The organism is Sphingobacterium sp. BIGb0116, from assembly GCF_024808035.1.
GTDB lineage: Bacteria > Bacteroidota > Bacteroidia > Sphingobacteriales > Sphingobacteriaceae > Sphingobacterium > Sphingobacterium paramultivorum.
The window spans coordinates 295033-320409 of record NZ_JANUDT010000010.1 but is presented as its reverse complement, the minus strand read 5'-3'; the positions used below and the strand labels follow the sequence as shown (position 1 = coordinate 320409).

General features: G+C 39.1%; 15 protein-coding genes. 4 read left to right on the top strand and 11 right to left on the bottom strand.

The features are described from left to right. Positions 1 to 5: 5 nt before the first annotated feature. From M2419_RS22825 to M2419_RS22775, 11 genes are all read right to left on the bottom strand, one after another. A complete protein-coding gene (locus M2419_RS22825) occupies positions 6 to 1460 on the bottom strand; it encodes a RagB/SusD family nutrient uptake outer membrane protein (RefSeq protein ID WP_153844811.1) in 1455 nt (484 codons plus the stop codon). A gap of 2 nt (positions 1461 to 1462) precedes the next feature. Next, the gene (locus tag M2419_RS22820; RefSeq protein ID WP_259255665.1) at positions 1463 to 4945 is read right to left on the bottom strand and encodes a SusC/RagA family TonB-linked outer membrane protein; all 3483 of its coding nucleotides are present in this window, start codon (positions 4943 to 4945) and stop codon (positions 1463 to 1465) included. A gap of 34 nt (positions 4946 to 4979) precedes the next feature. Further along, positions 4980 to 6095, bottom strand: coding sequence for a FecR family protein (locus tag M2419_RS22815; protein WP_259255664.1), 1116 nt, complete (start codon positions 6093 to 6095; stop codon positions 4980 to 4982). Between the two features lie 188 nt (positions 6096 to 6283). After that, entirely contained in the window at positions 6284 to 6862 is a 579-nt protein-coding gene (locus M2419_RS22810) for an RNA polymerase sigma factor (RefSeq protein ID WP_259255663.1), read from the bottom strand. Positions 6863 to 7062: 200 nt separating this feature from the next. After that, positions 7063 to 7788: a DUF4998 domain-containing protein gene (locus M2419_RS22805; protein WP_259255662.1), complete on the bottom strand. Its 726-nt coding sequence runs from the start codon at positions 7786 to 7788 to the stop codon at positions 7063 to 7065. Positions 7789 to 7794: 6 nt separating this feature from the next. Next, positions 7795 to 9069, bottom strand: a complete 1275-nt coding sequence (locus tag M2419_RS22800) for a DUF5000 domain-containing lipoprotein (protein ID WP_200845686.1) — start codon at positions 9067 to 9069, stop codon at positions 7795 to 7797. Positions 9070 to 9124: 55 nt separating this feature from the next. Beyond that, positions 9125 to 11041 (bottom strand): RagB/SusD family nutrient uptake outer membrane protein, encoded by a 1917-nt coding sequence (locus M2419_RS22795; protein WP_259255661.1) that lies wholly within the window; start codon positions 11039 to 11041, stop codon positions 9125 to 9127. A gap of 12 nt (positions 11042 to 11053) precedes the next feature. After that, positions 11054 to 14512, bottom strand: a complete 3459-nt coding sequence (locus M2419_RS22790; protein ID WP_259255660.1) for a TonB-dependent receptor — start codon at positions 14510 to 14512, stop codon at positions 11054 to 11056. Positions 14513 to 14815: 303 nt separating this feature from the next. After that, positions 14816 to 15943: a FecR family protein gene (locus tag M2419_RS22785; RefSeq protein ID WP_259255659.1), complete on the bottom strand. Its 1128-nt coding sequence runs from the start codon at positions 15941 to 15943 to the stop codon at positions 14816 to 14818. A 152-nt stretch (positions 15944 to 16095) separates the two neighbouring features. Beyond that, the gene (locus M2419_RS22780; RefSeq protein WP_120333010.1) at positions 16096 to 16671 is read right to left on the bottom strand and encodes an RNA polymerase sigma factor; all 576 of its coding nucleotides are present in this window, start codon (positions 16669 to 16671) and stop codon (positions 16096 to 16098) included. Between the two features lie 160 nt (positions 16672 to 16831). Next, on the bottom strand, positions 16832 to 18265 hold the full coding sequence (locus M2419_RS22775) for an arylsulfatase (RefSeq protein ID WP_227550090.1): 1434 nt from the start codon (positions 18263 to 18265) through the stop codon (positions 16832 to 16834). A gap of 400 nt (positions 18266 to 18665) precedes the next feature. Here M2419_RS22775 and M2419_RS22770 point away from each other — a divergent pair, with 400 nt between their 5' ends. From M2419_RS22770 to M2419_RS22755, 4 genes are all read left to right on the top strand, one after another. After that, positions 18666 to 19652, top strand: coding sequence for a LacI family DNA-binding transcriptional regulator (locus tag M2419_RS22770; protein ID WP_153844821.1), 987 nt, complete (start codon positions 18666 to 18668; stop codon positions 19650 to 19652). A 148-nt stretch (positions 19653 to 19800) separates the two neighbouring features. Beyond that, the gene (locus M2419_RS22765) at positions 19801 to 22149 is read left to right on the top strand and encodes a GH92 family glycosyl hydrolase (protein WP_153844822.1); all 2349 of its coding nucleotides are present in this window, start codon (positions 19801 to 19803) and stop codon (positions 22147 to 22149) included. A 10-nt stretch (positions 22150 to 22159) separates the two neighbouring features. Beyond that, the gene (locus M2419_RS22760) at positions 22160 to 22882 is read left to right on the top strand and encodes a basic secretory protein-like protein (protein ID WP_153844823.1); all 723 of its coding nucleotides are present in this window, start codon (positions 22160 to 22162) and stop codon (positions 22880 to 22882) included. Positions 22883 to 22892: 10 nt separating this feature from the next. After that, a complete protein-coding gene (locus tag M2419_RS22755) occupies positions 22893 to 25187 on the top strand; it encodes a GH92 family glycosyl hydrolase (RefSeq protein WP_153844824.1) in 2295 nt (764 codons plus the stop codon). Positions 25188 to 25377: the final 190 nt, after the last annotated feature.

Genomic DNA, 25377 nt, shown 5'->3' with positions numbered 1-25377 from the left:
ATTCCTTAATTAGATGATTCAACCGTTGGCATAGGTAATAAGTAATTAATTAAAGCTGCTGATGGAGCGAATAGCACTTGGATTTTGGGAACGTTTAACCTTTTGTAAGTGTAAAATGCCTGACCTTCAGCATAAAATTCTTTCCGATATTCTTTAATTATTTCTGATAGCAGGCCTGATTTGTCTTGTGGTATAGCAGTGGATCCAATATTCCGAGAGAGTCTGAATTGTTTAAAATAATCTAAACCTTCATTAAATGGTGCTGTTTCAGCTAAAATTAGATACATTTCACTTGTCCTAAGTAGTGGAATTTGTTTATAATCCGTGCTTACAGTAACGTTATTTTCATTTGTGAGATACTTTTTGATGACGTTATATTTTGAGCCGTTAGTCATGGTAATTAAATTCCATAAGGTAGCTTCCCTGAAATCGGTGCCGGTATTACCGTATAATTGATTTGTAATTGTTGTGGCCGATGTCCCTTTGCGGTAGAGGCCGTTTCCGAAATAATTTGTATAAGTTTTGGCCATATCATAAGCATAAAGGCCAAAAATTTGTTCGGTTGTCAGCATAAAATTTGATGCTGTATATTCAACGCCACCAGCTAATTGAAATTTAGGGGCATTTTTTTCGTTACGTGCTTCGATGATCTCTTTTGCAGCCAAATATGCTTTGTCGTTATCTCCATACCATAAGTTCGCCCTAGCTTCCAATGCCTTTATTGCATAGTAGTTCATGCGCATATTCCTGTAGGCGATAAAGTCATCATCTGGTTTAAAAGCACTACCATACCCATTGGGGTTGCGTATATCTGCCATTGAATAGTTAAGCATGGGATCTACTGATTTAATAAGTTCTTCTGCTTGTTTGATGTCGTTCAATAGTTGTGCTTTGTAGGATTCATAGGAAATATGTGCATTGATATTTCTTCCAAATTCTGTCACATAGGCTAATTCGTTGCCAATCGCATGGTTTTGAGGCATAGGACCATACAAGCGCATTAAATCTAAATGGATAAAGGCTCTTAAACCGAGGCATTCCCCTTTTATGATTTCGTATATACCTGCTGTTTTTAAGACCGATTTTTTTAAATCGATTTGTTGCAGTATAGCATTGATATGAGCTATTGTTTTATATTGTTGGCTAAAGATTAGGTTAAATTTGTCGATTACTTTGCTATCCGAGAAATTGTAAAGGCCCAATTGTTGTTCGACGGTGTTGTTTGTGACATCCCAACTTGATACTAAATTTTCAATGGTAGCAAAACTTAATTCTTTGCCATATGTACTTTCATTTTTTAGATTAATATAGACGCCAGTCAAAGCATCTTTAAATCCTTGTTCAGTATCAAATTGTTGATCCTGCGGAACTTGGGTTTTTGGTACGATATCCAAGAATTTGTTGCATGAAACTGTATAAAACGCAGTAGCAAGCAAGATTATATAGATAGATTTTTTCATGTTTAAAAAGTTGCATTTAAACTCAATGTAAATTGACGAGAAAATGGATAACTGGTTCCTCGTTCTTGACGAATAGTTGATATGATAAATGGGTCTGATATATTTAGTCCTACGTTAACATTTTCGAAACCGATTTTTTTAACCCATTTTGCATAACGGAAATCATATTGAACATTGAAATTCCGGGCATAAAAGGTATTCTCGTCTTGTACAAATCGGGATGTTTTATAAGTCGGCGTAGTATTTAATAGTCCTTTAAATGGAACAATATCTCCGGGCTGTTGCCAGCGGCCAGTATATACGCGTTGATCAACATTATTGGAATAATTTCCTGTTTCTACTCGGTCGGCCAGTGTTTTATTATACGTTTGTCCGCCGAACTTATAACTCAAGGCTGCAGTGAATGTCAATCCTTTATAGCGTACCATGGTATTTAAGCTACCCCATATTTTAGGATCTGTATTTCCGACAGCTGTCACATCATTTGCATTCCATGTGTAGGTTGGTGTACCATCCGATGATAAATATAGCTCCTTACCTGTGCTTGGATCTATCCCAAGAGATTTTACAACCCAAATCGCGTTGCTAGAATATCCTTCTATATACATCTGTGCAGCATCGTACTGGTTTCCCTGTAAAGTTTTCTGCGCATCTTTCAAGGCTTCGGAGGTTTTAATGATTTTATTTTTATTATGTAAAACCGTTCCTGAAACAGACCAGGTAACTCCTTCTGGCTTTTTCATAAGAAAAACTGTTGCGTAGAATTCGAATCCTTTATTGCGAAGTTTCCCAACGTTTGATGTGTAAGATTCAAAACCATTGGATGCCGGGGTATTAATAGCCGAGACTAAATCATTGGTGTTTTCGATATAATAATTTGCTTGTAGAAGAAGGTAGCGATCGAATAGATCGATATCTGTTCCAATATTATATTTCATGACTTGTTGCCATTTGAGGTCGGGATTACCCATTCCCAATAAATAGGACCCTATCCAGTTATAATAGCGATCACCGGTGTAGTAAGCGTAAGTCGTGAGCGCCTGATAGGTGTCGAAGTTTGTAGAACCTGAGGTTCCTACAGACCCTCTCAGCTTCAGTCTGTTGATTTTTCCTTCTTTATTGAAAAATTTTTCTTCATCTATATTCCAGCCTAAACCTGCAGACCAAAAAGGTGCGAATTTCTTGTTTGATCCAAATTGGGATGATCCGTCATAGCGAAATGTACCATCAATAAAATAGCGATTGGCATAATTGTAATTTGCATTTCCAACAAATCCCAACGTTCGATAGAAGTATTCTCTACCACTTGGTTTTCCTCCCTTTTGATATTGTAAAGCCATTGATGGGAAATCCAGATTAGAATTTGGAAACCCCTCTGCTAAAAATGAATAGTCGGAAGATTTACTTTGTAAAATATTTGCCTCAGCCCCTGCGAAGATCTGATGTTTATCTTTGATTTTGGTCCTGTAAGATAGGTTCAATCCACCCTCATATCTCATTCCATTTGAAATTCCAAGAGCATAATCCCCTTTTCTAAAGACATCATCACCGGTATAATTTGCAAAGTTTGTATGTTCTGCGGGTCTAAATGCATCATTTTGGCTATTTGTTTTCGTAAAACTAAATTTACCTGTAAGTAGGAGATCCTTTATGATTTTCCACTCAACAGCCGTCTGGTTTGTGATTAGCGTTTGTTCACCTTTTTCAAATGTTTTTAATGTCGCATCATAAAGGGGATTAGTTGGTAAGGTACCCCTTACGTATATGTTGTCATCATTTCCCGGATCGCCCAATACTTTATTGACATTCCCACTAACATCGTAAGGACGCCAGTATGGATTGAGTTTAACATAGTCTGAAAAAGTACCGTATGGAGATTCCTGACTCTTGACATTATTAACATTCAGATAATTTCGAAATAATAGGTTGTTGTAGGTGTATGATAAGGTGATCGATCCATTTATTGTATTTCGTGAAGAACCTTTCATCACACCCGCAGTATTATTGTTCTGTAAGGTTGCGGAATACCGAAATTGCTGGTCACCTCCTTCAAGACGTAGGTTATTTCTCAATGCATGTGAGGTTCTTAAGGGAATTGCCATCCAATCCGTTTCTACGCCACTATTGATTTCGTTGAGAAGAAAATTGTAATATCTCTTTGAAGGTATATCTTGATAAGCATTTGCTTTGTCATAATAACCAGCTTGCCGCTCCAGTTCCAGTTTATCCCTTGCATTGAGGAGATGGTAGCCGCTTAAATCTGCCATCTCAATTTTTAATTCTGATCCAAAAGTTAATCTCAGCTTTCCTGGACGAGGCATTCTAGTTGTTACAACTATAACTCCATTGGCACCTCTGGAACCGTATAAAGCTGTCGCTGCGGCATCTTTTAATAGCGTAATAGCCTCAACATCGTTTTCATTGATATCAATCAACGCTTGCAATGTCGTTTGAAATCCATCTATTACTATTAAAGGGGTATTTAATTGCGTCTTCGTTTCACTTTGAATCTGATTAACATTTGGGATACTTGCATTCCCTCGCATTTGGATCTCTGGAAGCCTATTCGGATCGGAACCAAATAAATTGCTTTCAATGATATTAAACGATGGGTCTATATTTCGAAGTGATGTTACTAAGTTGCGGGAACCGTATTGTTTTAATTCCTTAGCAGAAATAGTTCGAGACGCTCCGGTGAAACTTTTGTCTTCTTTTTTAAAGATACCAGTCGAAACTATAGAAACTTCATCCAGAGCGGTATTTTGTGGCTTTAACTGAATGGTCATTTCATCCTTATTCAAACTAGCTTTAACTTCTTTCTTTTCATAACCTACGGAAGAGATAATAAGAATTTCATTTAGTGAGGTTATGGGAAGGTTAAAGCTTCCATCAACTAGACTTTTAACACCTTTCTTTTCATCGTTTCTTAGTCGAATAGATGCGCCCTGAATAGGTTTGCCGTTTTCATCTAGGATCCTTCCGGTGACATAGCTTTGTAAGCTTTTACTTAGTAGTTTGTTGGTCTGGATTGGTTTTGAGATAGGTTTAATAATTACAGTCATATTAACAACCTCATAATCCAAACCATTTGGTTTAAGAATGGCATCTAAAGCTTGTTGAAGGGAGCTATTTTCGAGTCTAACACCCGTATCCTTAATTTTTTCGAGAATGACGTCTTTATAGAAAAAACTATAGCCAGACTGTTTTTCAAGTTGCTGGAAAACTTGCTTGATGGACAACTGATTTGAATTGATAGAGATGCGCTGCGCATTTGTTGTGCCATGGAGCTGCATCAGACTGATCGTCAAAAGCGCCGAAACAAGGTGAAAACGCAGTTTGTTTTTTCGGTTAAATACGGTGGGTAATTTGTTGTCATTACTGCTCTCCACAATAGCCTGAGGCCAGGTGATGGCGTCTGAGTTTGCTGAAATTTGGACATGGTTATCCCATGGGACCGAAGGTTTGGCCTTCCTGTTGTTTTGCATTAGGTTAATGTTTTATAAGTTCAGTATTAATAATTTAGTTTTTCAGTAGGATTGTTTTTTGTTGATTTTTATTCTGTACGATATCGAAATTCAACCCAGCAGTTTGGAGGACGGTTAGGATTTCCTGCAAATTCATCTGCTTATTGATTTTTCCACTGAATCGTTCGTTTATTTCGGAGTCGTCAAGACGGACGTTGAGATCGTACCATCTTGCCAACTGTTGCATGATTTCATTTGCTGTGGCATTATGGAAGGTAAAATAACCTTCACGCCAGGTTATATACTCGGCGGCATCCACATTTTTCTTACTGAGCGTTGTACCTTTAAAATTCGCTTGTTGGTTGGGTGTCAAGAGTATTTTCTGCTGCTGATGTTGTACTTCAACTTTACCTTCAACAAGTGTTGTTTGCGTCGTAAGATCATTATCATAGGCATTGATATTGAAATGTGTACCCAAAACTTTGACTTGTTGATCGGTTGTTTTTACAATGAATGGTTGTTCCGGATTTTTGCTAACTTCAAAATAGGCTTCACCATGTAATTCAACTAAACGCTCTGGGCCTATGAATTTCGAAGGGTAGCTTAAAGAGCTGTTCGCATTCATCCATACTTTGGTTCCATCGGGAAGTACAATTTTAAATAGTTGCCCCCGAGGTGTTGAAAGCGTATTTTGAACGATGTGATTTGCATTGTCATTATAGACAAGTTCTCCGTTTTTGATTTCCTGAACGCCTTCAATAGCTTGGGTAGCTTTACCTTGATTATTGAGTATGACGACTGCTCCATCTTCAAAAGTAAGCTGTACATTTTCCTGAACGGGGTGTATCATCGCTACTTGCGCAGGTGCTATTTTATCGAACACTGCATGCTGATAGTAGAAGTAGCCCATGGCAAAACCGAGCGCAATCGTAATCGAAGCTGCTATACGAATCCAATACCTATAGCCAATTGATTTAGGTTCAGGGAATGTCATACTATGATTTAGACGTTGTAGTATACGGTGCTGACTTGCTTGAATATCGTTATCCGTAGGCATGTTGCTTGCCTCGGCCTCTTCAAACCATTTTTTCAAGGTATCGTATTCGGCTTTATTTTCGAAGCCCAATAGATAGTTTTTGATTAGTTTTTGCAGCGTATTAGGTACTTTCATCTAGTTAAATCTATTTATTCATTTGTAAGCAGTCTCTTTAAGAGATTTATGTTCCCTTCGACTGTTTCAGCTATGATTGAGTTATCAGTGATATGCATTATCCTGTATCACTTGAATACATCATGATGACTTCACAGGTCGTTTGGTTAGCCTTGTATAGATATAGTCATCGAAAAAACTGAAAGCACCTACGCTAAAATGAAAAAAAAATAAAAAAATGAGAGAAAGGCATGGAAGTCTTTGGTAACTAGGCGTAAACGTTTGAGAGCTTTGTTTATTTGATTCTCAACGGTACTTTTTGATAGTCCGTATTCAAGGGCTATCTGGTTGATGGATTTGTGGTTGATGCGGCTTTCATTGAAAATAATTCGGCAACGTTCAGGAAGATTTTGTATTTCTTCTTGGATGAGGTCCAATAGATAGCGGTAATGTAAGCGATCTTCGATTGGCGCATCATCAACGATGATATCTACTTTATCGATATCCACCCTATGCTGTTCGCTATTTTTATTGAAGTAGGAGAAGGTGAGGTAGCGTGCGCCAGTTTTGAGGTATGATTCGATGTTATTGATTTCTTGCAATCTACTCCGGTTTTTCCAGATACTCAGGAATAGATCATGTAGAATGTCTTCCGTTGCTTCTGTATTTTTAGTTTTGGGGTAAACATATTGGTAGATTGTTTTCCAGAAATGATTGTATAGTGCATCGAATGCAGTTCGGTCGCCTTCTGCGATTTGTTTCAGCCAAAGTGCAATTGTACTATCCATCTTTTAGTTCCCCAATTATGGTACAAATGTATCTAAAAAAAAGATAGTTAAAAAAGGTTAGACAGGGAACTGCTTGAGAAGCGTTTCCGTCTAACCTTTTCTGTTGTAATCTACGGGATCAAAAAATGCATGTAAGGAAATCCCAATTATTTACCTTACCAAGTATCGTCGCAATAGTTACAATTTTGTTGGTATTCTTGTTATTTGCTATATTTCTGTTCTGTAAAAGCGGTATAAAAATAGTCGATAGAAGCTTGTACAGGTTTGTAAACAGTCCTATACTTGACCGTGCTTGGACTAACAATATTTTTTAAACTTGCAAAATCCTCATAGGGTGTAATACGCACAGTTGTGGAATCTCCGGAATTGTTACGATAGGTGACCTCTGTAAATTGCATTGGATAAAATGTGCCCTGTCTGGGCAAATTGTTCTCTCGGGCTAGTACCAGGAAATGCTCATTGGCGTTTGCTTTGTCGAATTTTGAAAATGAGCGATTTACAAGGGTACGTATATAACTCTGACCGTAAATAAACTGACTCGAGGCTACCGATCGAGAACTATCGCCTTGACTGGTAAATGAATAAACGTTTGCCGTGTATGTTGCTTCCGAAAGTGCATCTAAGGTGATGAGTTTGATTTTACCATGTTCGCTACCTTCTATCGGATAATTTTTTACTTCTGCCGTAGGCGAGAGACTGCTCCTTAGATAGACTCTAACACTATTCACTTTGGGGTCTGTCGTTACCTTAAAACGTAGTATCCCTCTTTGGTTACCGGGGATAATAGATAGCGAATCTACGCGACCCGGATAGTAAATTTCCCCATTTTTTAGGTATTCCCCATAATAATAGTCTGATGGCTTGCAACTGTAGGTTAAAAGGACAGTACCCAATACGATCAGCATATAATTCAATATCTTTTTCATAATTTATCAGTCTACGTATTTTCCATATAATTTCAATTCCGATATCGCAACTGTGAGGGCATTACCCAGAGGTTGTTCTCTAACGCCGTTCCATGTACAGTTTACTTTTATGCGGAAATATTTGAATCCGCTCGGGTTGTCCCAGTTTACTTCAAAATCTTCTCCCTTACGTGCATAATCTTGATCCTCACTATTTGCGTTAGTGCCAAAAGCTAGGCCGGATGGACGGACGCCTTCAAATGTTCCGAGTAATGTCCAAGAATCCCAGGAGCCATCTTGTGCAGGTGAATTACTGCCATAAAGTTCGAATTCTTTTGGGTGTGTAGCTTGAAACAATAGCCCATAATTGTCGTTTCGACCCCAAAGTTTGACCCGACTTACCTGTGCCTTTTTACGCGCATCCAACGTGAATTGGAATGGGATCGGAGCAGCCTTACCCCACCACTGCTTGTTTGTGATATAATATGGTGATCCTTCAATCCCATCAAATAGTGATACCTGCATTTCGGCACTTCCGCTTTGTGCATTGTAATTGCTGATGTAATCACCATTTCTATTCATATCGCTATAGGCCGTGATACCATTATAGATCAGTAAATTGTTGATTTCATATTCTTCTTGTGGTGTTAAATTGCGACGAATGGTGTCTGATACGTTACCCCATTGATCGCGTATTACAATACCGTAGGTTGTTGCGATCGGTTGTTCTCCACGAACGCGAATAACGCCTTCTTTGGACTTTGTATAGGTCTCGTTCAGGACATTCCAGCCGATCTCTTTTGTTGTCGGATTTTCCCCATATTTGAATACACTTAAAATGATATTTGCGGCATCTTTATTTTCAAATTTGAGGTTTACACCACCAAATGTACTATAGAAAAAATCGTTAGATTTAAACGATTCGGCTAAGATGATATAATTGGGCTTTCCTGTCTTGATTTTAATAGTAACAGGATCGGATTCCACGTCACCAACTGAGACAGCAACAAGTTTAACTTCATGTTCACCTATCGCAGCATATCCTTGTACAGCAAGTTGGTTATCGTATATGCTGGCCTTGGTGACCATTTCTTTTCCATTTTCCAATGTATACGTTGCCTTGACATAGCGTAAGTCTGCTGAAGTAGGTAAATCGTAGCTGATCTTTGCTCCGCCAGGAGCTTCTTCATAGGCAAGGTTCTTTAAGGTATTCGGTTTTTCTCCTTGTCTTGCTGCGGTAATGCCTATGTCTTCCTTGCAACTTGTCCATAGTAATGGAGCCATCAAAAGGATTGCTAGCATGATTGGAGCGGTTTTATTTATTAAATTTTTCATTATGCGATATTTGTAATTTAAATTACCATCCTGCACTTTGGACAAGATTTGGGTTACGTCTTCTTTCATTTAAGCTCAATGGCCAAAAGTAATCCCGATCCATAAATGACCGTGTATATAATAGTGTTGTCCGATAGTAAGAGCCTTCGGATGATTGATTGATATCCCATCCTAAAATTGGATTGTTTAGTTCTTTGACGGCATCTTTCCAACGGCGAAGATCCCAAAAACGTACACCTTCCAAAGCAAACTCATTTGTACGTTCACGTTTGATAATTTCACGCAGTCCATCTTTAGTTGCAGGTTTATTTGGCGCAGAAGAGTAATTTTGCCATGATTCAACGACACCTTTAAGGCCACTGCGCGTTCGGACAGCATCAATGTAGGAATAAGCTTCTGCTGAGGGACCATTTGTTTCGTTTAATGCTTCTGCATAGTAAAGGTAAAGATTGGCTAAACGCATTATCGGATGGCCAAACAACCGCGCAGTATATGCATTACTTGCACCAACTGTACTTCGATAATTATAATGTTTTTTTGAGGCATATCCTGTCCAATTGAATCGTGTGGGGTCCACTTTTCCTGAAGATCCCGAATATCTGAGATCAATATTGTAAGCATTTGCATCCGAACCGGCTTGCAACATAAATACACGTCCGGCATCAAACATTAAGGTGCCATAAAATCTATTTTCCCGATTTAGATTCATTCGGGCTGTTTGTTTCCCAGCGACCAAATCGTATTTATAAGCATCTGTGTTGGGAACTGTAATCAAGTCGAATCTCGATGTATATGGATAAGTAATATCCTCCTCAATAGGGACGCCATTGTTTGAATAAAATTTTTCAACAATATTTATTGTTGCAGACATAAAGCCCAACAGGGTTCCCGACGTTGCATTGGCGGTATAGCGAGGAAGCATAAAATAACCTTGGATGGTTCCATTGGCAGTTGATTTCGTATCTAACCACAATACTTCTGGATTATCGGTGTTTTCGTTATAGGCCTCCCGAATATTCATTTGAAACTGTGTACTCGCTTGTGGGGTGAATCCTCCAGTGGGCGTCCAGGTATGCAGTTTCTTTCCATGTTCAGTAGCAAAATCGATGGCTTCTTTACAAGCTTTCGCTGCCAATTGCCATTTTTCAGCCGAATAGGTATGGTTGAACAACTCTTTCCCATCGCTGTTTTTAATAGAAGCTTCCGTACCAACATTTCCATTGAAAAGAGGGCTGGCGGCATAAACCAATATCTCAGCCTTCATTGCTTTGGCGACGATTTTTGTGATGCGTCCTGTTTCACTGTTCACTGCAGTAACGTCATCCATTAAATTGGGGATGGATTCATCAATCATACCGATAACATAGTTGAAGCATTCATCTATACTATTTCGAGGCAACTGAGAAGATCCCGGGCTATCATAGATAGGGATATTCTTGTCTCTGATAGGTACTGGACCGTACTGTTTCATTAGGAGAAAGTGATAGTAGGCTTTCAGAAATTTGACTTCTGAGATCCACATCTGTTTCTCTTCGTCTGTCATATCCGGTACCGACATAATATTGTCGAGAAATGTATTGCAGTTTGTGATACCCACCCAAAGATTTGTTGCTCCATTGTTCCCATCCCAAGCATTTAACAGGGGGTTGTCGCCATTTTGGTTGCCCAAAGCGATTCTCCAATTGAAGTACCCCGAATAGGTTGATTCGGAGTTTAACCAAAATTCATCTCCAGAGAGCCAACCTGGGTTATTGGTCATCGAAAAGCTTTGTGGTAATTGACTATAACAAGTCACTAAATAACGCTCGGCCATTGTGCGCATTGCAAATGCTTGATCGAGTACAGGTGCATTATCTGGAACAACATCCAGAAATTTATTACAGGAGGTCGAAAGACCTACGAACAACCCTAACGCGATTATACTTTTCTTAAATCTCATTTTCATAGTTTCTTATAAATTAGCATTGATACCAATGTTAAATACCCTTTGCAGCGGATAGTTTAGCGCATTACCACCCATTTCAGGATCCCATAATTTGAAAGAGCTAAATCGCAATAGATTTGTTGCACTGGCATAAATACGTAGGTTTTTGAATTTGTATCGTTGCGTTAGTTTTTTGTTGAATGTGTAGCCTAGTTCGACTTGTTTTAACCGAAGCAGACTGCCATTACGCATCCAAAAAGTACTTTGAACCGTATTGTTGGCCATTGGCATTACGCTTAAACGAGGCCATGCTGCATAGATATTTTTATTGTCTTCGGACCAATAATTATTTGCCCATTCTTGGAAGACAGCGTTGGGTGATGTTTCAACACCGAATGGAGCAATTCCTCGACTCAATGGACTGCTCGTATTATTCGTTGTTGGATTAATAAATAACGATGTTCTTCCAACTCCGCTAAAAAAGAACGAGCAGTCGAAACCTTTATAGCCAGTGCTTAAACCAAACCCATAATTGATTTCTGGAGTCGTAGGATAGCCAATTGGCATGCGGTCGTCGTCATTGATTAAACCGTCTCGGTTAACGTCCAAGTATTTGATATCTCCGCCACGGACTGTTGATCCGAATTCTTGGGCGGGACTATTATAGACTTCGTTATCATCAATAAACAAGCGCTCCGCTATATAGCCGAACTGATTGCTTACGGAAGTTCCTTGGCGTTGACGGTACTCGTTTTTATAGGCTGGCTCTTCGAAAAATGCATATTCCCCTGTTGCAAAAGTGAATGTTCCTCTACCTTGGAACCATAAATCACTGTTAACAGACTTATTGTAGACCAATTCTCCGTCAAATCCCTTACTCTTATATTTTCCGACATTGGCAAAAACAGAGGCGGTTAGACCATTGATTGAGGATAATGAACGTGCTTGAACGATATTGTCGCGTTCTTGCTGATAAAAATCACCTGTAAATGTTAATGCGCCTTTAAATAAGCTTAAGTCAATTCCTAAATTGGTTTGTTTGGAAATTTCCCATCTAATGTCGGGGTTGGCATACCGATTGACCACAATACCGTTGACGGTTCTACGCCCTGACTCGGCAGGTAAGCCAAAGGAATAACCATAGTCTGTGCTATTAAGGTTGACATCTGAAAGATAGAAGAATCGAGTATCAAGTATCTGGTCATTCCCGAGAACACCACGAGTGAAGCGGAATTTTAAATTACTGACGACGTCCTTAATTGGTTCGAAAAACTGCTCATTGGAGACATTCCATGCTAAACCGAAGGAAGGGAAAAATCCCCAACGAAATTTGTCCGAAAACTTCTCCGAGCCATTGTACCCAAAAGCAAATTGAGCGTGATAACGATTATCATAACCATAGGTGAAACTACCTGATAAGGACACATTTCTGTTGGGAAGCGTATTGATTAGGGAAATGTTATTGTCGACGGGTGTTTTGATATTATCCCGAATGGTGTTGATCAACATTCCAAATACATTATGCTTCTCATTAAAGGTCCGTTGATAGGAGAGCTGATTCTCCATATAGAAAACAGCGGATTGGGTTCTTTCTCCAGGAACAAAGTCGAGATATTCTGTTCCTGTTTCAGGATTGATCTCGCGAAAGAGCAAAGAGTTGTTTTTTGGATCGGTTCCTATTGGCTCATAATAAAACGGGTTGTACTGGCGTGATTGGGCAAAATAAGAATTTCTGCTTAGATTAAAGAGTCCTCTATAATTTAGACCTTCCAAAAGAATTGTTGAAAAATCTTGTTTTAATTCCAATTGTACCTGAATATCACTTCGCTTTCTTTCCGAGTATCCGCGCATAATCTGTGCGTAAGGGTTGGCATACTGTCCCTTATCGGCATTTCCGAAGAGTGGATGCTGAATATAGGACTGACTAGGACCAGCTTGATATACAGGGAGAAATAAAACAGGATTTGCACGAAGTGCAAGATTGTAGGCCTCTGCTCCATTTGTCGGTGGACCACTGTAATTTTGCAGATTGGCCACGGTGCGAACCATAGCGAATGTTGATTTGGTTAAGTTGATACCAATATTGCTCCGCAGGTTCATAACCTTGAAATTAACGTTATTGTTAAAGTTGTTCAAAGCATCCATTTTAAGTAGACCATTGTCATTGGTAAAATTTCCACTCACGTTATAAGTTGCAATTTGTCCACCACCAGATACACTTAAGTTGTAGTTTTGGGTTGTTGTGGTCTTCTTAGTGAGGGCATTGAGCCAATCTACTGCTGGGTAGGTGATAGGATCATCTCCAGCAGCAGTGCGTTCAATTTTATATTGCCCATAAGGTTCTACCCCCAAGGGGTCACGTGTTGTAACAGCTTCGTTGTACATTTTCATCCAAGTGACAGGATCAGCAAATTTCAACGTTTGGGTAGGTGTTGATATTCGTTGTTCGGCTCTAAAGCTGATCGTTGCAGGTCCGTCACGTCCTACCTTTGTTGTCACGAGGACAACACCATTTGCTCCGCGAGAGCCATATACGGCTGATGCGGTGGCATCACGTAAGATTGAAAAGTTTTCGATGTCATCAACTGGGATACGTGCCAAATCATCCGCTGTGACCTCCATATTGTCAACAAGGATTAACGGCTTGTTATTTGTTCCAAAAGTTCCTACACCTCTGATGAAGAAATCGGCATTATCGCCTCCCGGCTCTCCGCTACGTTGAAATGAAACGACACCGGCAACTTTGCCTTGTAATGCTGCCGTAAGATTGCTTACTGGGGCACGTAATTCTTTGGGGCTAAGTGATGAAACGGAACCAATAAGGTCGCTCTTCTTGGAACGTTGACCAAATGCTGTAACAACGACTTCGTCAATGGAACTTGATGCAGATTCTTTTAATATGATATCAAATTTTGATTTTCCGTTAATAGCAACTTCCTGTGGGTCATATCCAACCATTGTGAAAATCAGGGTCGCATTAGCGGGTACTTTTAGTACAAAAGCTCCATTGATATCTGTTGCTGTACCAAGGCCTGATTTCCCCTTGATACTTACACTTACACCGGTAAGTTTTCTGCCTAAGGTGTCACTGACAGAGCCTGTTACTTGAGTTTCTTGCTGTAGGTCTAAACTCTTATTGATTATTGGTCTGCTAATAATCTTGTTAAGGTCCTCTCTCAGCGGTTCATTTTTTTTCTTAATGACAATTGTTTTGTCAAAGAAATCGTAAGTAAAATCTGCATTTCCTAATACAATGTTTAAAACCTGTGAAAATGGCTGGTTTTTTACATCGATAGAGATGTCTTTATTGGCAGATATTTCATTCTTTTTATAGAAGAAAGTATATCCACTTTGTTTCTCAAGATCTTTTAAAATAACTTGAAGACTCGCATTATGCTTTTTAAGCGTAATTTGCTGTGCATAGGTATGAGCATCCACTTGGGATAGTCCTATGCCGATCAATAAAGTGATTAAGTTGACCCTCATAAGAGATCTAGGTAATGGTCGCGCAAAAAAAGGTATTTGTTTTTCACGTTTAAGGCTTTTATTAGGCGTCATGTGAACGCCCAACAAACCTTCATGAAAATCCCTCTCCTTCTTCATGAACGGAGTTATTGAAAATTTCATTAAATTCGTTTGGTTTTAATGTATTAATAATTGAGATGTTATACGATGCTTTAATACCAATTACTACTACGGATTCTGCGCCAACAGGGTCCGTTTTTTATTGGTATTATCAATAAGGATTTATGGTGGCAGTTTTGTGCTTGTCATAATTTTAGCAATTGGTTATGTAATGATTAATTTAATTCGGCTATTGTCACCCACCAAAGCTTTTGTATTGATATCTGCAAAATTGAGCAGCTCAATCAATTTGTTTAAGCTTAGATTGCGGGGAATTGTACCCGTGTATTGTTCTTTACTTTTACTTCGTCTGTACGTAATGTCAATATTATACCAGCGGGCAATTTGTTGCATTACCTCTTCCGTGTTATTACCATTGAAATAAAACTGACCTTTTTTCCAACTTAATACTTCTTCAAGATCTATGTGGCGGGAATTTAGTGTGCCATGTTGCAGAGTAGCCTGCTCATTTGGTTTTAGGTAAAGATTGGATTGAGGTACATCTTGTGCTGAGACTACAACAGACCCTTCCTCTAGGGTTGTTTGTGTTCTATCTGTCTCGGGGTATGCGTTGACATTGAAGCGGGTTCCAAGAACTTCAATTTTCTGACCACGTGTTTTAACGATAAATTTGCTTTTATTGGTTGTTTTCTGTACATGAAAGTAGGCTTCACCCTGTAATTCAACTTCTCTGTTTCCATTATCAAAGGAGGTTGGGTAAGAGATTTTCGAATCAGCGTTTAGTGTCACTAATGTGCCATCTGATAAGGTTAGGTCATAGGTGGCACCCTTTGGCGTATACATGCTATTTTTTTGTATACTTATTTGTCCTGTTTTAACATCATGATAGCTGATTTGTCCCTTACCATCCTTTTTTATAATGACATCGCCTGTTTGTATACTTTGATTGAGCGAAAGATGTTCGAGATCTATTCGTTTACCATTTCCCAAGATAATGATTGCTCTTTCTTTACCGGGAGGGATTGATGCCAATTGCTCTGTGGTCGCTAAGATCTCGGGCTTTGGCCAGAATTGTAAGATCGAAAAACCTATCAGCAGTATACTGGCGGCGATTGCTATATACCTGACTGTCCGAAACTGTGTAATATTTCTTGCCGGATTTTGTATTTCCTTGATAAGACTCTTTTTTGCATTATTTTGAATATCCACAAATTCGGTCTCAGAAATGCCATTTTCGGACTGTTTTTCAAACCAGTCGAGTAGTTCTTTTCTATCTTGAACAGTATCCTTCCTGTTCAAGAAGACGGAAATCAGCTTGTATATTTCGTTCATTTGATTCATAACAGGTTCCATTGGAATGGTCAGTTACTATACAAGTGTGTAAAATAAGGTGGAACCTCCAGTCGAAAATGAAAAAAAAGTGTTTTTTTTAAAAATGGGTAAAATATCTATGAAAATGCCTGTTAAAAAGGTACGGGTGTTGACTAGAAAAACAGTGTAAAATGAAATAAATGGCTTGTCGCTGCTCGAAGATGTTTGATTGCTTTATTAATGTGTTTTTCGACGGTAGACTCGCTGATATTAAGCTGCTGGGCAATAGCTTTGTTGCTCATGTAGAAGTCACGGCTCAATTTAAATACTTCTCGGCACTTTTCGGGAAGGTTTTCGACTTCTTTGGCGACAATATCGATGATATAACGATAATAGAGTTTATCTTCTATTGCAACGGTTTCATCTTCCAGTTCGAGCTCCTCAAAATCGAGAGATGATACCTTTAATTTTAAATTCTTGCGATAATGAGCAAGGATGAGGTACCTACAGGAGCTAAATAGATAGGCCGGGAGAGATTCTATTTGTTCAATCATTTCCCGATTTTTCCATACTGACATAAAAAGATCGTGCAGTATATCTTCAGCGACTTCACTGCTAGCAACTTTTTTTGCAATAAAAGCGATTAAATCGGGCGTAAAAAGGTCATATAATATAACAAATGCTCGTTGGTCCCCTTGGCGTATAAGAGGGAGAAGTTCGTGATATTGATATGATTTTTGATTTTTCATGGGTGTACTCGGGCAGTAAACTTAGCGAAAAAAATATGATTTCTTGTTACAGGAAAGATAATCTCTATTTTTTAGCGTTCTTACTACATTGCTATATTTTCAGTGACTTTAATCGTTTTTTGGGGAATAACACGCAGTTAGCTACTCCCCAAACTTAGTTTTATTTTTTGTGCGTGTTTACACTTGTCAATGGGAAAATACCACTTTCGACATGCGCTTTTTCAATCAGCTGACGTAATTCTTTTACTTTCGTTGGGTTTCCTTGGGCAATATTGTGTTGTTCTTTTGGATCTTGTTTGAGATTATATAGTTCGGCTGTAGGTTGGCTACTTGTAACTTTTTGTAAGATAAGTTTCCAATCTCCCTGGCGCAGGGCTTGACGCCCCCCATCTTCATGAAATTCCCAGTACAGGTATTGGTGCTGTTTTTGTTGCTTATTTTTACCTAGCAACGTTGGCAAAAATGAAATTCCGTCTGTATAATGCGGTTTTTTTGTTCCGGCAAGCTCCACCATCGTAGGCATAATATCCCAAAAAGCGCCCAGGTAGTTTGAGGTTTTCCCTTCGGCAACTTTGCCATGCCAATAAACAATGAAAGGGGTCTTAATGCCACCTTCATAGAGGTCGCGTTTGTTGCCGCGTAACCCGCCAGAGCTATTGAAAAAATTGGGATCGGCTCCGCCTTCCTTGTGCGATCCGTTGTCGCTCGTGAAAATGATAATTGTATTATCCAATAGCTTGTTCTCGCGTAACCGATCAACAATTTGACCGACATAAGCATCCATACGGCTTACCATACTCGCATACATGGCATGCGGTTTTTCTACCGAAGCGTAACCGGGAACAGTCGCTTGTGGGCCATAGTCATTTCCTTTATGTGGTTTTTCATCAAACCTGTCTGCATATAATTGATAATATTTGTCATTCGGACCTGATAATTCGGCGTGAGGAAGAACTGTAGGTACATAAAGGAAAAAAGGTTTTTCTTTATTTTCATCAATAAATTTCAAGGTCTTTTCTTGGATTAATGCCGGTGCATACTGCCCTTGGGCCATTAAACCATTGCCATGGAGTTCTATCCTTTCGTTATTATGCCAGAGGTGAGTTGGGTAGTAGCGATGGGATTGACGTTGGCAGTTATAGCCATAGAATTCATCGAATCCTTTTTGATCAGGAGCACCTGTTGTATGGACCATTCCAAGTCCCCATTTTCCAAACGCACCGGTTGTATATCCTGCCTGTTGTAGAAGCATAGCAAAAGTTTGTACAGAGTCGGCTAAGGGTTGTTGTCCTTCGGGCTCAATTTCTTTGTTACCGCGTACGTAGGTGTGGCCGGTGTGCTGTCCTGTCATTAAAGATGATCGCGAGGGAGCGCACACTGATGTACCAGCGTAGAAGTTGTCAAATTTCATCCCTTTGGCAGCCAATGAATCGATATGCCTCGTTTCAATTTTTTGCTGACCGTATACACCAAGGTCTCCATAACCAAGATCATCTGCCATGATAAGTACAATATTCGGTCTCTGGTCCTTCTTTTGAGCAATAGCAAGAGAGGCTAGAGTCAAAAGAAGAGATAACATAAAAGATGTTTTCATTTGCATTCGGTTATTTCTTTAAATTAATTTTTTTCTTAGCTAAGATTGTCCACTAGTTTATATTGCAGTGCAACTTAATCCATTAAAACAGTCAGGTGGTCCTATTTAATTTTATTTATAATGGTTCGTATGTTTTTTTAGAATAATACTTCTTTAAAATAGAAGTATTACTCTAAAAAGAATGAGCGTTAAATTTACTCAAAAATATCTTTTTGATCGTATTGGCTTGCATTCGTGGAGGGATAGCAACGGTAATGAAAGAGCCTTAATCTGATAATCTGTTCCTTTTTGCTGCCTACGCATACGATTGTGTAATAATTTATTGTGTGCTATCAATTGTAATCTCCGATATGTTCATATTTATTTTCTAATTTCACCCTAATTTTATGAAAATGCTCTTATGGCCAAATCAATTAAAGAAATAGCACAGGAACTCAATGTGTCTAAATCAACTGTTTCGTTAGTCATTAATCACAAAGCCGAGCGAGCACGTATTAGCAAGGAATTGGAAAACCGTGTACTTGCATACGTTGAAAAAGTTGGCTATAAGCCCAATGCTCTCGCCAAGAGTTTAGCAACGGGGCGGTCAAATACCATTGGTCTAATTGTAGAGAATATTGGGGATTCTTTTTTTGGTCCATTTGCATTGTATGTAGAGGAATTGTTCCGAAAGAAAAATTATCACGTCCTCTACAGTAGTACGCTTGGAGATTCGCAAAATGCACGCGATATCATCGATTCGATGTTGGAAAAGAAAGTGGAGGGTATTATTTTGGCCCCGACAGTAGATCTGGAAGAGTATCTGCGAAAAATATTGGAGCATAAGGTTCCGTTGGTAGTTTTTGATAGAAATTCTCCAACAGTGGAAACCCATTATGTACATATTGACAATGAAGTTAGTGGGAAGAATGCATGTGACTATTTGAAATCTATTGGTTGTAGAAATTTTGGGCTGGTAACCATCGATTCGGATCAACCACAAATGCTGGCACGTAAGCGTGCTTATTTGGAGTTTTGTGACACATACGGAATGGAACCTCGCATACTGCAATTACCTTATCAGCACCTGAAACAGAAAGGTTCACGTATGTTGAAAAATTGGGCAGCTAAGCAGGTAGGCTTAGATGGTCTATTTTTTACCACAAATTATCTTTGTATTCTCGGATTAAAGGTATTGCGGTCGGCGCCTGAGAATAGCTATAATTTTCCGATGTTTTCTTTTGATGACCATGAATTATTTGATATTTTGAATCCTAAAATTTCCTGTATCCAGCAACCATTGGAACCTCTGGCTAAAACTTGTGCGAAAGTTTTGTTAAAGGAAATAGATCAAGGGATATCCACACCAAAAGAATATATCATCTCAACGAAATTGATTCGGCGCTAAAATGGGACAACAAATGGATATATAAAAATTGAATTGTAAAAATCATAAGACGTGTTTGTCCAATTCCAGGTCTTTATTTTGATTTAATATTCTTTTTTATATCTTTACTAATACGTTTTAGTAGAAATATTTTTATATATCCTAAATAATGAAGAAATCTTTAAGTGTTTTTCTAGGGTCGTTATTGTCTTTGGGTTTGTTTTACGCAAAACCGGTTTTGGCTCAGAAATTTAGAGGGCAGCAGCTAGAAGCTGTCGATCTTGTTAATCCATTAATGGGTACCGAATCCAAATTTGAGTTGTCCAATGGTAACACCTATCCCTCGATTGCGAGACCTTGGGGCATGAATATGTGGACACCACAAACAGGGAAAAATGGCGACGGATGGCAGTATCAATATACCGCTGATAAGATTCGTGGTTTAAAACAGACTCACCAACCATCACCCTGGATGAATGATTACGGTGTTTTTTCTATCATGCCTGTGACCGGAAAACCTGTATTTGATCAAGATGAGCGTGCGAGCTGGTTTTCGCATAAAGCGGAAATTGTAAAACCGTATTATTATTCGGTTTATCTAGCAGATCACGATGTGACTGCAGAGATGACACCAACAGAACGCGCAGCCATGTTTAGGATCTCGTTTAATAAAACAGACGACGCTTATATTGTTTTGGATGCTTATGAAAAGGGATCTGAAGTTCAGATTATTCCAGAAAAAAATATGATAATTGGCTATTCTTCGAAATATGCACGCGGTCCGCTGCCAGCTAATTTCAAGAACTATTTTGTTTTGGTTTTTGATCAGCCTTTTGCAAGTGTCGCTACTTGGGAAGGCAAAGAGAAGAAGGATGGGCAACTTCAGATCAAAGGTGATCACACTGGTGCAATCGTAGGGTTTAAGGTAAAAGACAAAACGAAACCAGTACAGGTGAAAGTGGCGTCTTCCTTTATCAGTGCCGAACAAGCCTTATTAAACTTAAATGAGTTAGGTAATAAATCTTTCGATCAAGTAAAAGAAGACGGACGTCAGATCTGGAATTCCACTTTAGGGAAGATTAAAGTAGAGGGTGATGATATTGATCAACTGCGTACATTTTATTCGACCATGTATCGGACTTTATTTTTCCCGAACAAGTTATATGAAATTGATGCGCAAGGAAAGGCTGTACATTACAGTCCATATAATGGAAAAACACTTCCTGGCTATTTATTTGGAGGAACAGGTTTTTGGGATACTTTTAGAGCGTTGTATCCATTCTTAAACTTTATGTATCCTTCCATTAATAAGGAGATGCAAGAAGGTTTACTTAATGCGTATTTAGAAGGAGGTTTCCTTCCTGAATGGAGCAGTCCTGGATATGCCGATATCATGGTGGGTAATAACTCCGCTTCGGTGGTTTCGGATGCTTATATGAAAGGATTACGCGGTTATGATATCAATAAGTTATACGAAGCTTTACAACACGGTGCTAATAACGAAGGACCAATGAGTGCTGTTGGAAGAAAAGGGGTGGAATATTATAATAGTTTAGGTTATGTGCCATATGATGTTAAAATCAATGAAAATGCAGCACGTACATTGGAATATGCTTATGACGATTTCACTATTTACCAATTGGCAAAAGCGTTGAACCGTCCGAAAGCTGAAATTGATTTGTATGCTAAGCGTGCACAGAACTACAAGAATTTATTTGATCCATCGACCAATCTTATGCGTGGAAAGAATAAAGATGGAAAATTCCAGGCTCCTTTTAATCCATTAAAATGGGGTGACGCATTCACAGAAGGAAATAGCTGGCATTATTCGTGGAGCGTATTTCACGATGTTCAGGGGCTTATCGATCTGATGGGAGGAGAGAAGACTTTTGTGAGCATGTTGGATTCGGTGTTTGTTCAGTCCCCAGATTTCGACGATAGCTATTATGGTGGTATTATCCATGAAATACGTGAAATGCAAGTTGCGAATATGGGGCAATATGCACATGGTAATCAGCCAATTCAGCATATGCCATATTTGTACAATTACGCTGGCCAACCTTGGAAAACACAATATTGGGTGCGTCAAGTGATGGACCGAATGTATAAGCCTACACCTGATGGCTATTGTGGTGATGAAGATAATGGTCAAACCTCTGCATGGTATGTCTTTTCAGCGCTTGGATTCTATCCGGTTTGTCCGGCGACGGATGAATATGTGCTCGGAGCTCCATTATTTAAAAAAGTGACCTTAACATTTGAAAATGGTAAGACATTGACCATTGATGCACCAAAGAACTCAGCTGAAAATGTATATGTAAACACATTACAAATGAATGGTAAGGATTATGGCAAGAACTGGTTAAGTCACAGAGCATTGCATGAAGGTGGCACACTTAATTTTGACATGACGGCAAAACCCAATTATACGAGGGGATCGTCCAAAAATTCAGCGCCTTATTCAATGACAACGGATTCGCAAACAAATATCAAGTTGAAATCGAACAAAAAGAAATAATCATTGGGTTATGATAAACTTTAAAAACTTAAAAGTAGTTGTTACCGTATTTGGCTTGGTATACTCTTGTTCACTTTTCGCGCAGGACAACTGGAAACATACAGAAAACGACCGCAAGGTGGCTGTGGATGTTGATAGTATCAGTAAAGGCGGTTATACCCTAATTTGGATAAATAAAGACAAAGATTTTAGTGCTCCTTTAAAAGAAAGGTTGGTGGCGGCATATTTTACAAACTATCCTAAACTAGCCAAGAAATATAATAAAAAGACCATAAAAAAGGTGTCTTTCGTTATTGATCCGGACTATAAAGGTGTGGCAGCAACAGCGGGCGGGATCGTCCGTTACAGTCCAGCTTGGTTTGCCAAAAATCCGGGCGATATTGATGTGGTTACCCATGAGGTAATGCATATTGTCCAAGCATACCCCGATGGGGCAGGCCCTTGGTGGATTACCGAGGGGATAGCCGATTTTGTGCGATTTGATGATGGAATAGATAATGCTGGAGCAAATTGGAAGCTGCCAGAATATAACGAAAAGCAGAAATATACAGATTCTTATCGTATTACAGCGCGCTTTTTGTACTGGATCAATCTACATGTAAAGAAGGATTTTGTTAAAAAATTGGATGCGGCGATGCGTAGCAAAAGCTATAGTGATGCTTTTTGGAAAGTGGAGACGGGTAAAACTATTGATGAGCTGTGGGCCGATTATAGCCAAAATCCCAAACTATAATTCATAAGCGATGAATATCAGAAGTTTAGTCTTTTTGGGATTAATTAGTGTCCCATATTTATTAAAGGCACAAGAAACTAAATTAGTTCAGTATGTCAAACCTCTCATCGGTACGGCGAAAATGGGGCATACTTTTCCGGGGGCGACAGTTCCATTCGGTGCTGTACAATTAAGCCCTGATACGGATACATTATCGTATGCTGTTAATGGGCGGTATAACGGCGATGTTTATAAATATTGTGCTGGTTATCAATATGATGATCCGACGATTGTTGGGTTTAGTCATACGCATTTTAGTGGCACAGGTCACTCCGATCTTGGTGATATACAGATCATGCCGACACAAGGAAAAGTCCAATTAAACCCGGGTACAGCTGATCGACCACAAGATGGTTATCGATCGCCATATTCGCATGCCAATGAACGGGCTGAGGCCAACTATTACAGTGTTTTACTGGATAAACATCAGATTAAAGCTGAATTAACGACAACAACACGTGTAGGACTGCACCGTTATACGTTCAAAGAATCGGATGCTTCACATCTTATTGTAGACTTAACTGCTGGGATCTATAATTATGACGGCAAGAATGTTTGGACCGTTGTCAAGGTCCTGAACGATTCAACCCTGGTAGGCTACCGCCAGACAAACGGTTGGTCAAGAACCCGCACCGTATACTTCGCAATAAAGACATCAAAAGCTTTTAAGAATTACGGCGCCAAATATGAAGATGGAAAATCTGTCTATAATGGTTTCTGGCGTAAGTTTGATCAACAGAACAATTTCCCTGATCTTGCAGCACACAATATTAAGCTTCACTTGGATTTTGATACAAAAGCACAAGAAGCCATCCTCCTGAAAGTAGCTTTAAGTCCAGTAAGTATGAAGAATGCATTGGCCAATATGGAGGCTGAGGCTCCGGACTGGAATTTTGACGGCTACGTTAAGCAAGGGCAAAACGCCTGGGAAAAGGAGTTGCATAAAATAGAAGCTGAAATGTTGAACAAGGAAGACCTTGTTAATTTTTATACAGCTATGTACCATGCAAGCTTAATGCCGACGGTGTATATGGACAGCAATGGTGAGTATAAAGGGTTGGACCAGGAGGTGCACCGCGCTGAAGGCTTTACGAATTATACCTCATTTTCTTTATGGGATACCTTTAGGGCCTTTCATCCGCTGTTGAATCTAATAAACCCTTCTCGTAATGCAGATATTGTGGCATCCATGATGGCTCATTATGATCAGAGTGTATTGAAAATGTTGCCGATCTGGTCGCATTATGCAAATGATAACTGGTGCATGAGTGGCTATCATTCCGTATCGGTTATTGTTGATGCTATCCTCAAAGGTGTTTACAAAGGTGATTCGGAAGCCGCGTTAGCAGCTTGTGTACAAACAGCAAATAAACGTCAGTATGAGGGTATTGGGGCTTACATAGATAAGGGATATGTTCCTGCAGATGTATCGGGAACATCTGTTTCTAATACATTGGAATATGCGTATGACGATTGGTGTATCGCGCAATTAGCGAAAAAATTGGGAAAAGAGGATATTTACACGACTTTTTCCAAAAGGGCTGAAAGTTGGAAATCACTCTATGATTCCGCTATTGGATTTATGCGCCCGAAGAATTCGGCGGGTAAATTTCAGGAGAAATTTGATGTTTTGGATACACATGGACAAGGATTTATTGAAGGTAATTCATGGAATTACAGCCTGTATGTACCGCATCAACCTACTGAAATGATGGCATTAATGGGAGGCAAAAAACGTTTAGAGTCTTATTTGGATTCACTGTTTACCATGGAATTACCGGATAAATATTTTGAACATACGGAGGATATTACCCGGGATGGCATTATCGGAAATTACGTGCACGGAAATGAGCCTTCACATCACGTGGCATACTTGTACAATATCACCAAAAGCCCCTGGAAAACTCAGGCACGTGTAAGACAGATCATACGGAATCAGTATCATAATGGTCATGCGGGCTTAGGGGGAAATGATGACTGTGGACAAATGTCTGCTTGGTATTTATTTACTGCATTAGGCTTCTATCCGGTGGCACCTGGGGAAGATAACTATTGGATTGGCAGTCCTTTGGTAAAATCGGCAAAGGTTAATCTTGAAAACGGACGCAGTCTTTCTATAGTTGCCCGTAACCAGTCTGAGAAGAATGTTTACGTTAAATCCGTTTCTTTAAACGGGCGGAAATTGGCTGATTTGCTACTACCCTATAGCAGCATTATAAATGGCGGTGAATTAATCTTCGAGATGAGTAATAAACCGAACAAATAATAGTAACGATAGATTACTATAATAAAAACCCCTCTTTTACGAGGGGTTTTTATTTTTTTCCTACAATCTGAATGAGTAGTGCTAGCAAGCTGGTATTCATATGATTGCTAAGCTGTCCATTCGTTTTTAAATTCGTTTGTGCCATGAAGTTACAATTGGAAAAAAAAATTAATTTAAAATTCCATTTTAG

What these genes read in the sequence shown, in the direction of transcription:
- M2419_RS22825 (WP_153844811.1), bottom strand. Translation starts at nt 1,460, where the DNA reads ATGAAAAAATCTATCTATATAATCTTGCTTGCTACTGCGTTTTATACA.
- M2419_RS22820 (WP_259255665.1), bottom strand. Translation starts at nt 4,945, where the DNA reads ATGCAAAACAACAGGAAGGCCAAACCTTCGGTCCCATGGGATAACCAT.
- M2419_RS22815 (WP_259255664.1), bottom strand. Translation starts at nt 6,095, where the DNA reads ATGAAAGTACCTAATACGCTGCAAAAACTAATCAAAAACTATCTATTG.
- M2419_RS22810 (WP_259255663.1), bottom strand. Translation starts at nt 6,862, where the DNA reads ATGGATAGTACAATTGCACTTTGGCTGAAACAAATCGCAGAAGGCGAC.
- M2419_RS22805 (WP_259255662.1), bottom strand. Translation starts at nt 7,788, where the DNA reads ATGAAAAAGATATTGAATTATATGCTGATCGTATTGGGTACTGTCCTT.
- M2419_RS22800 (WP_200845686.1), bottom strand. Translation starts at nt 9,069, where the DNA reads ATGCTAGCAATCCTTTTGATGGCTCCATTACTATGGACAAGTTGCAAG.
- M2419_RS22795 (WP_259255661.1), bottom strand. Translation starts at nt 11,041, where the DNA reads ATGAGATTTAAGAAAAGTATAATCGCGTTAGGGTTGTTCGTAGGTCTT.
- M2419_RS22790 (WP_259255660.1), bottom strand. Translation starts at nt 14,512, where the DNA reads ATGAGGGTCAACTTAATCACTTTATTGATCGGCATAGGACTATCCCAA.
- M2419_RS22785 (WP_259255659.1), bottom strand. Translation starts at nt 15,943, where the DNA reads ATGAACGAAATATACAAGCTGATTTCCGTCTTCTTGAACAGGAAGGAT.
- M2419_RS22780 (WP_120333010.1), bottom strand. Translation starts at nt 16,671, where the DNA reads ATGAAAAATCAAAAATCATATCAATATCACGAACTTCTCCCTCTTATA.
- M2419_RS22775 (WP_227550090.1), bottom strand. Translation starts at nt 18,265, where the DNA reads ATGAAAACATCTTTTATGTTATCTCTTCTTTTGACTCTAGCCTCTCTT.
- M2419_RS22770 (WP_153844821.1), top strand. Translation starts at nt 18,666, where the DNA reads ATGGCCAAATCAATTAAAGAAATAGCACAGGAACTCAATGTGTCTAAA.
- M2419_RS22765 (WP_153844822.1), top strand. Translation starts at nt 19,801, where the DNA reads ATGAAGAAATCTTTAAGTGTTTTTCTAGGGTCGTTATTGTCTTTGGGT.
- M2419_RS22760 (WP_153844823.1), top strand. Translation starts at nt 22,160, where the DNA reads ATGATAAACTTTAAAAACTTAAAAGTAGTTGTTACCGTATTTGGCTTG.
- M2419_RS22755 (WP_153844824.1), top strand. Translation starts at nt 22,893, where the DNA reads ATGAATATCAGAAGTTTAGTCTTTTTGGGATTAATTAGTGTCCCATAT.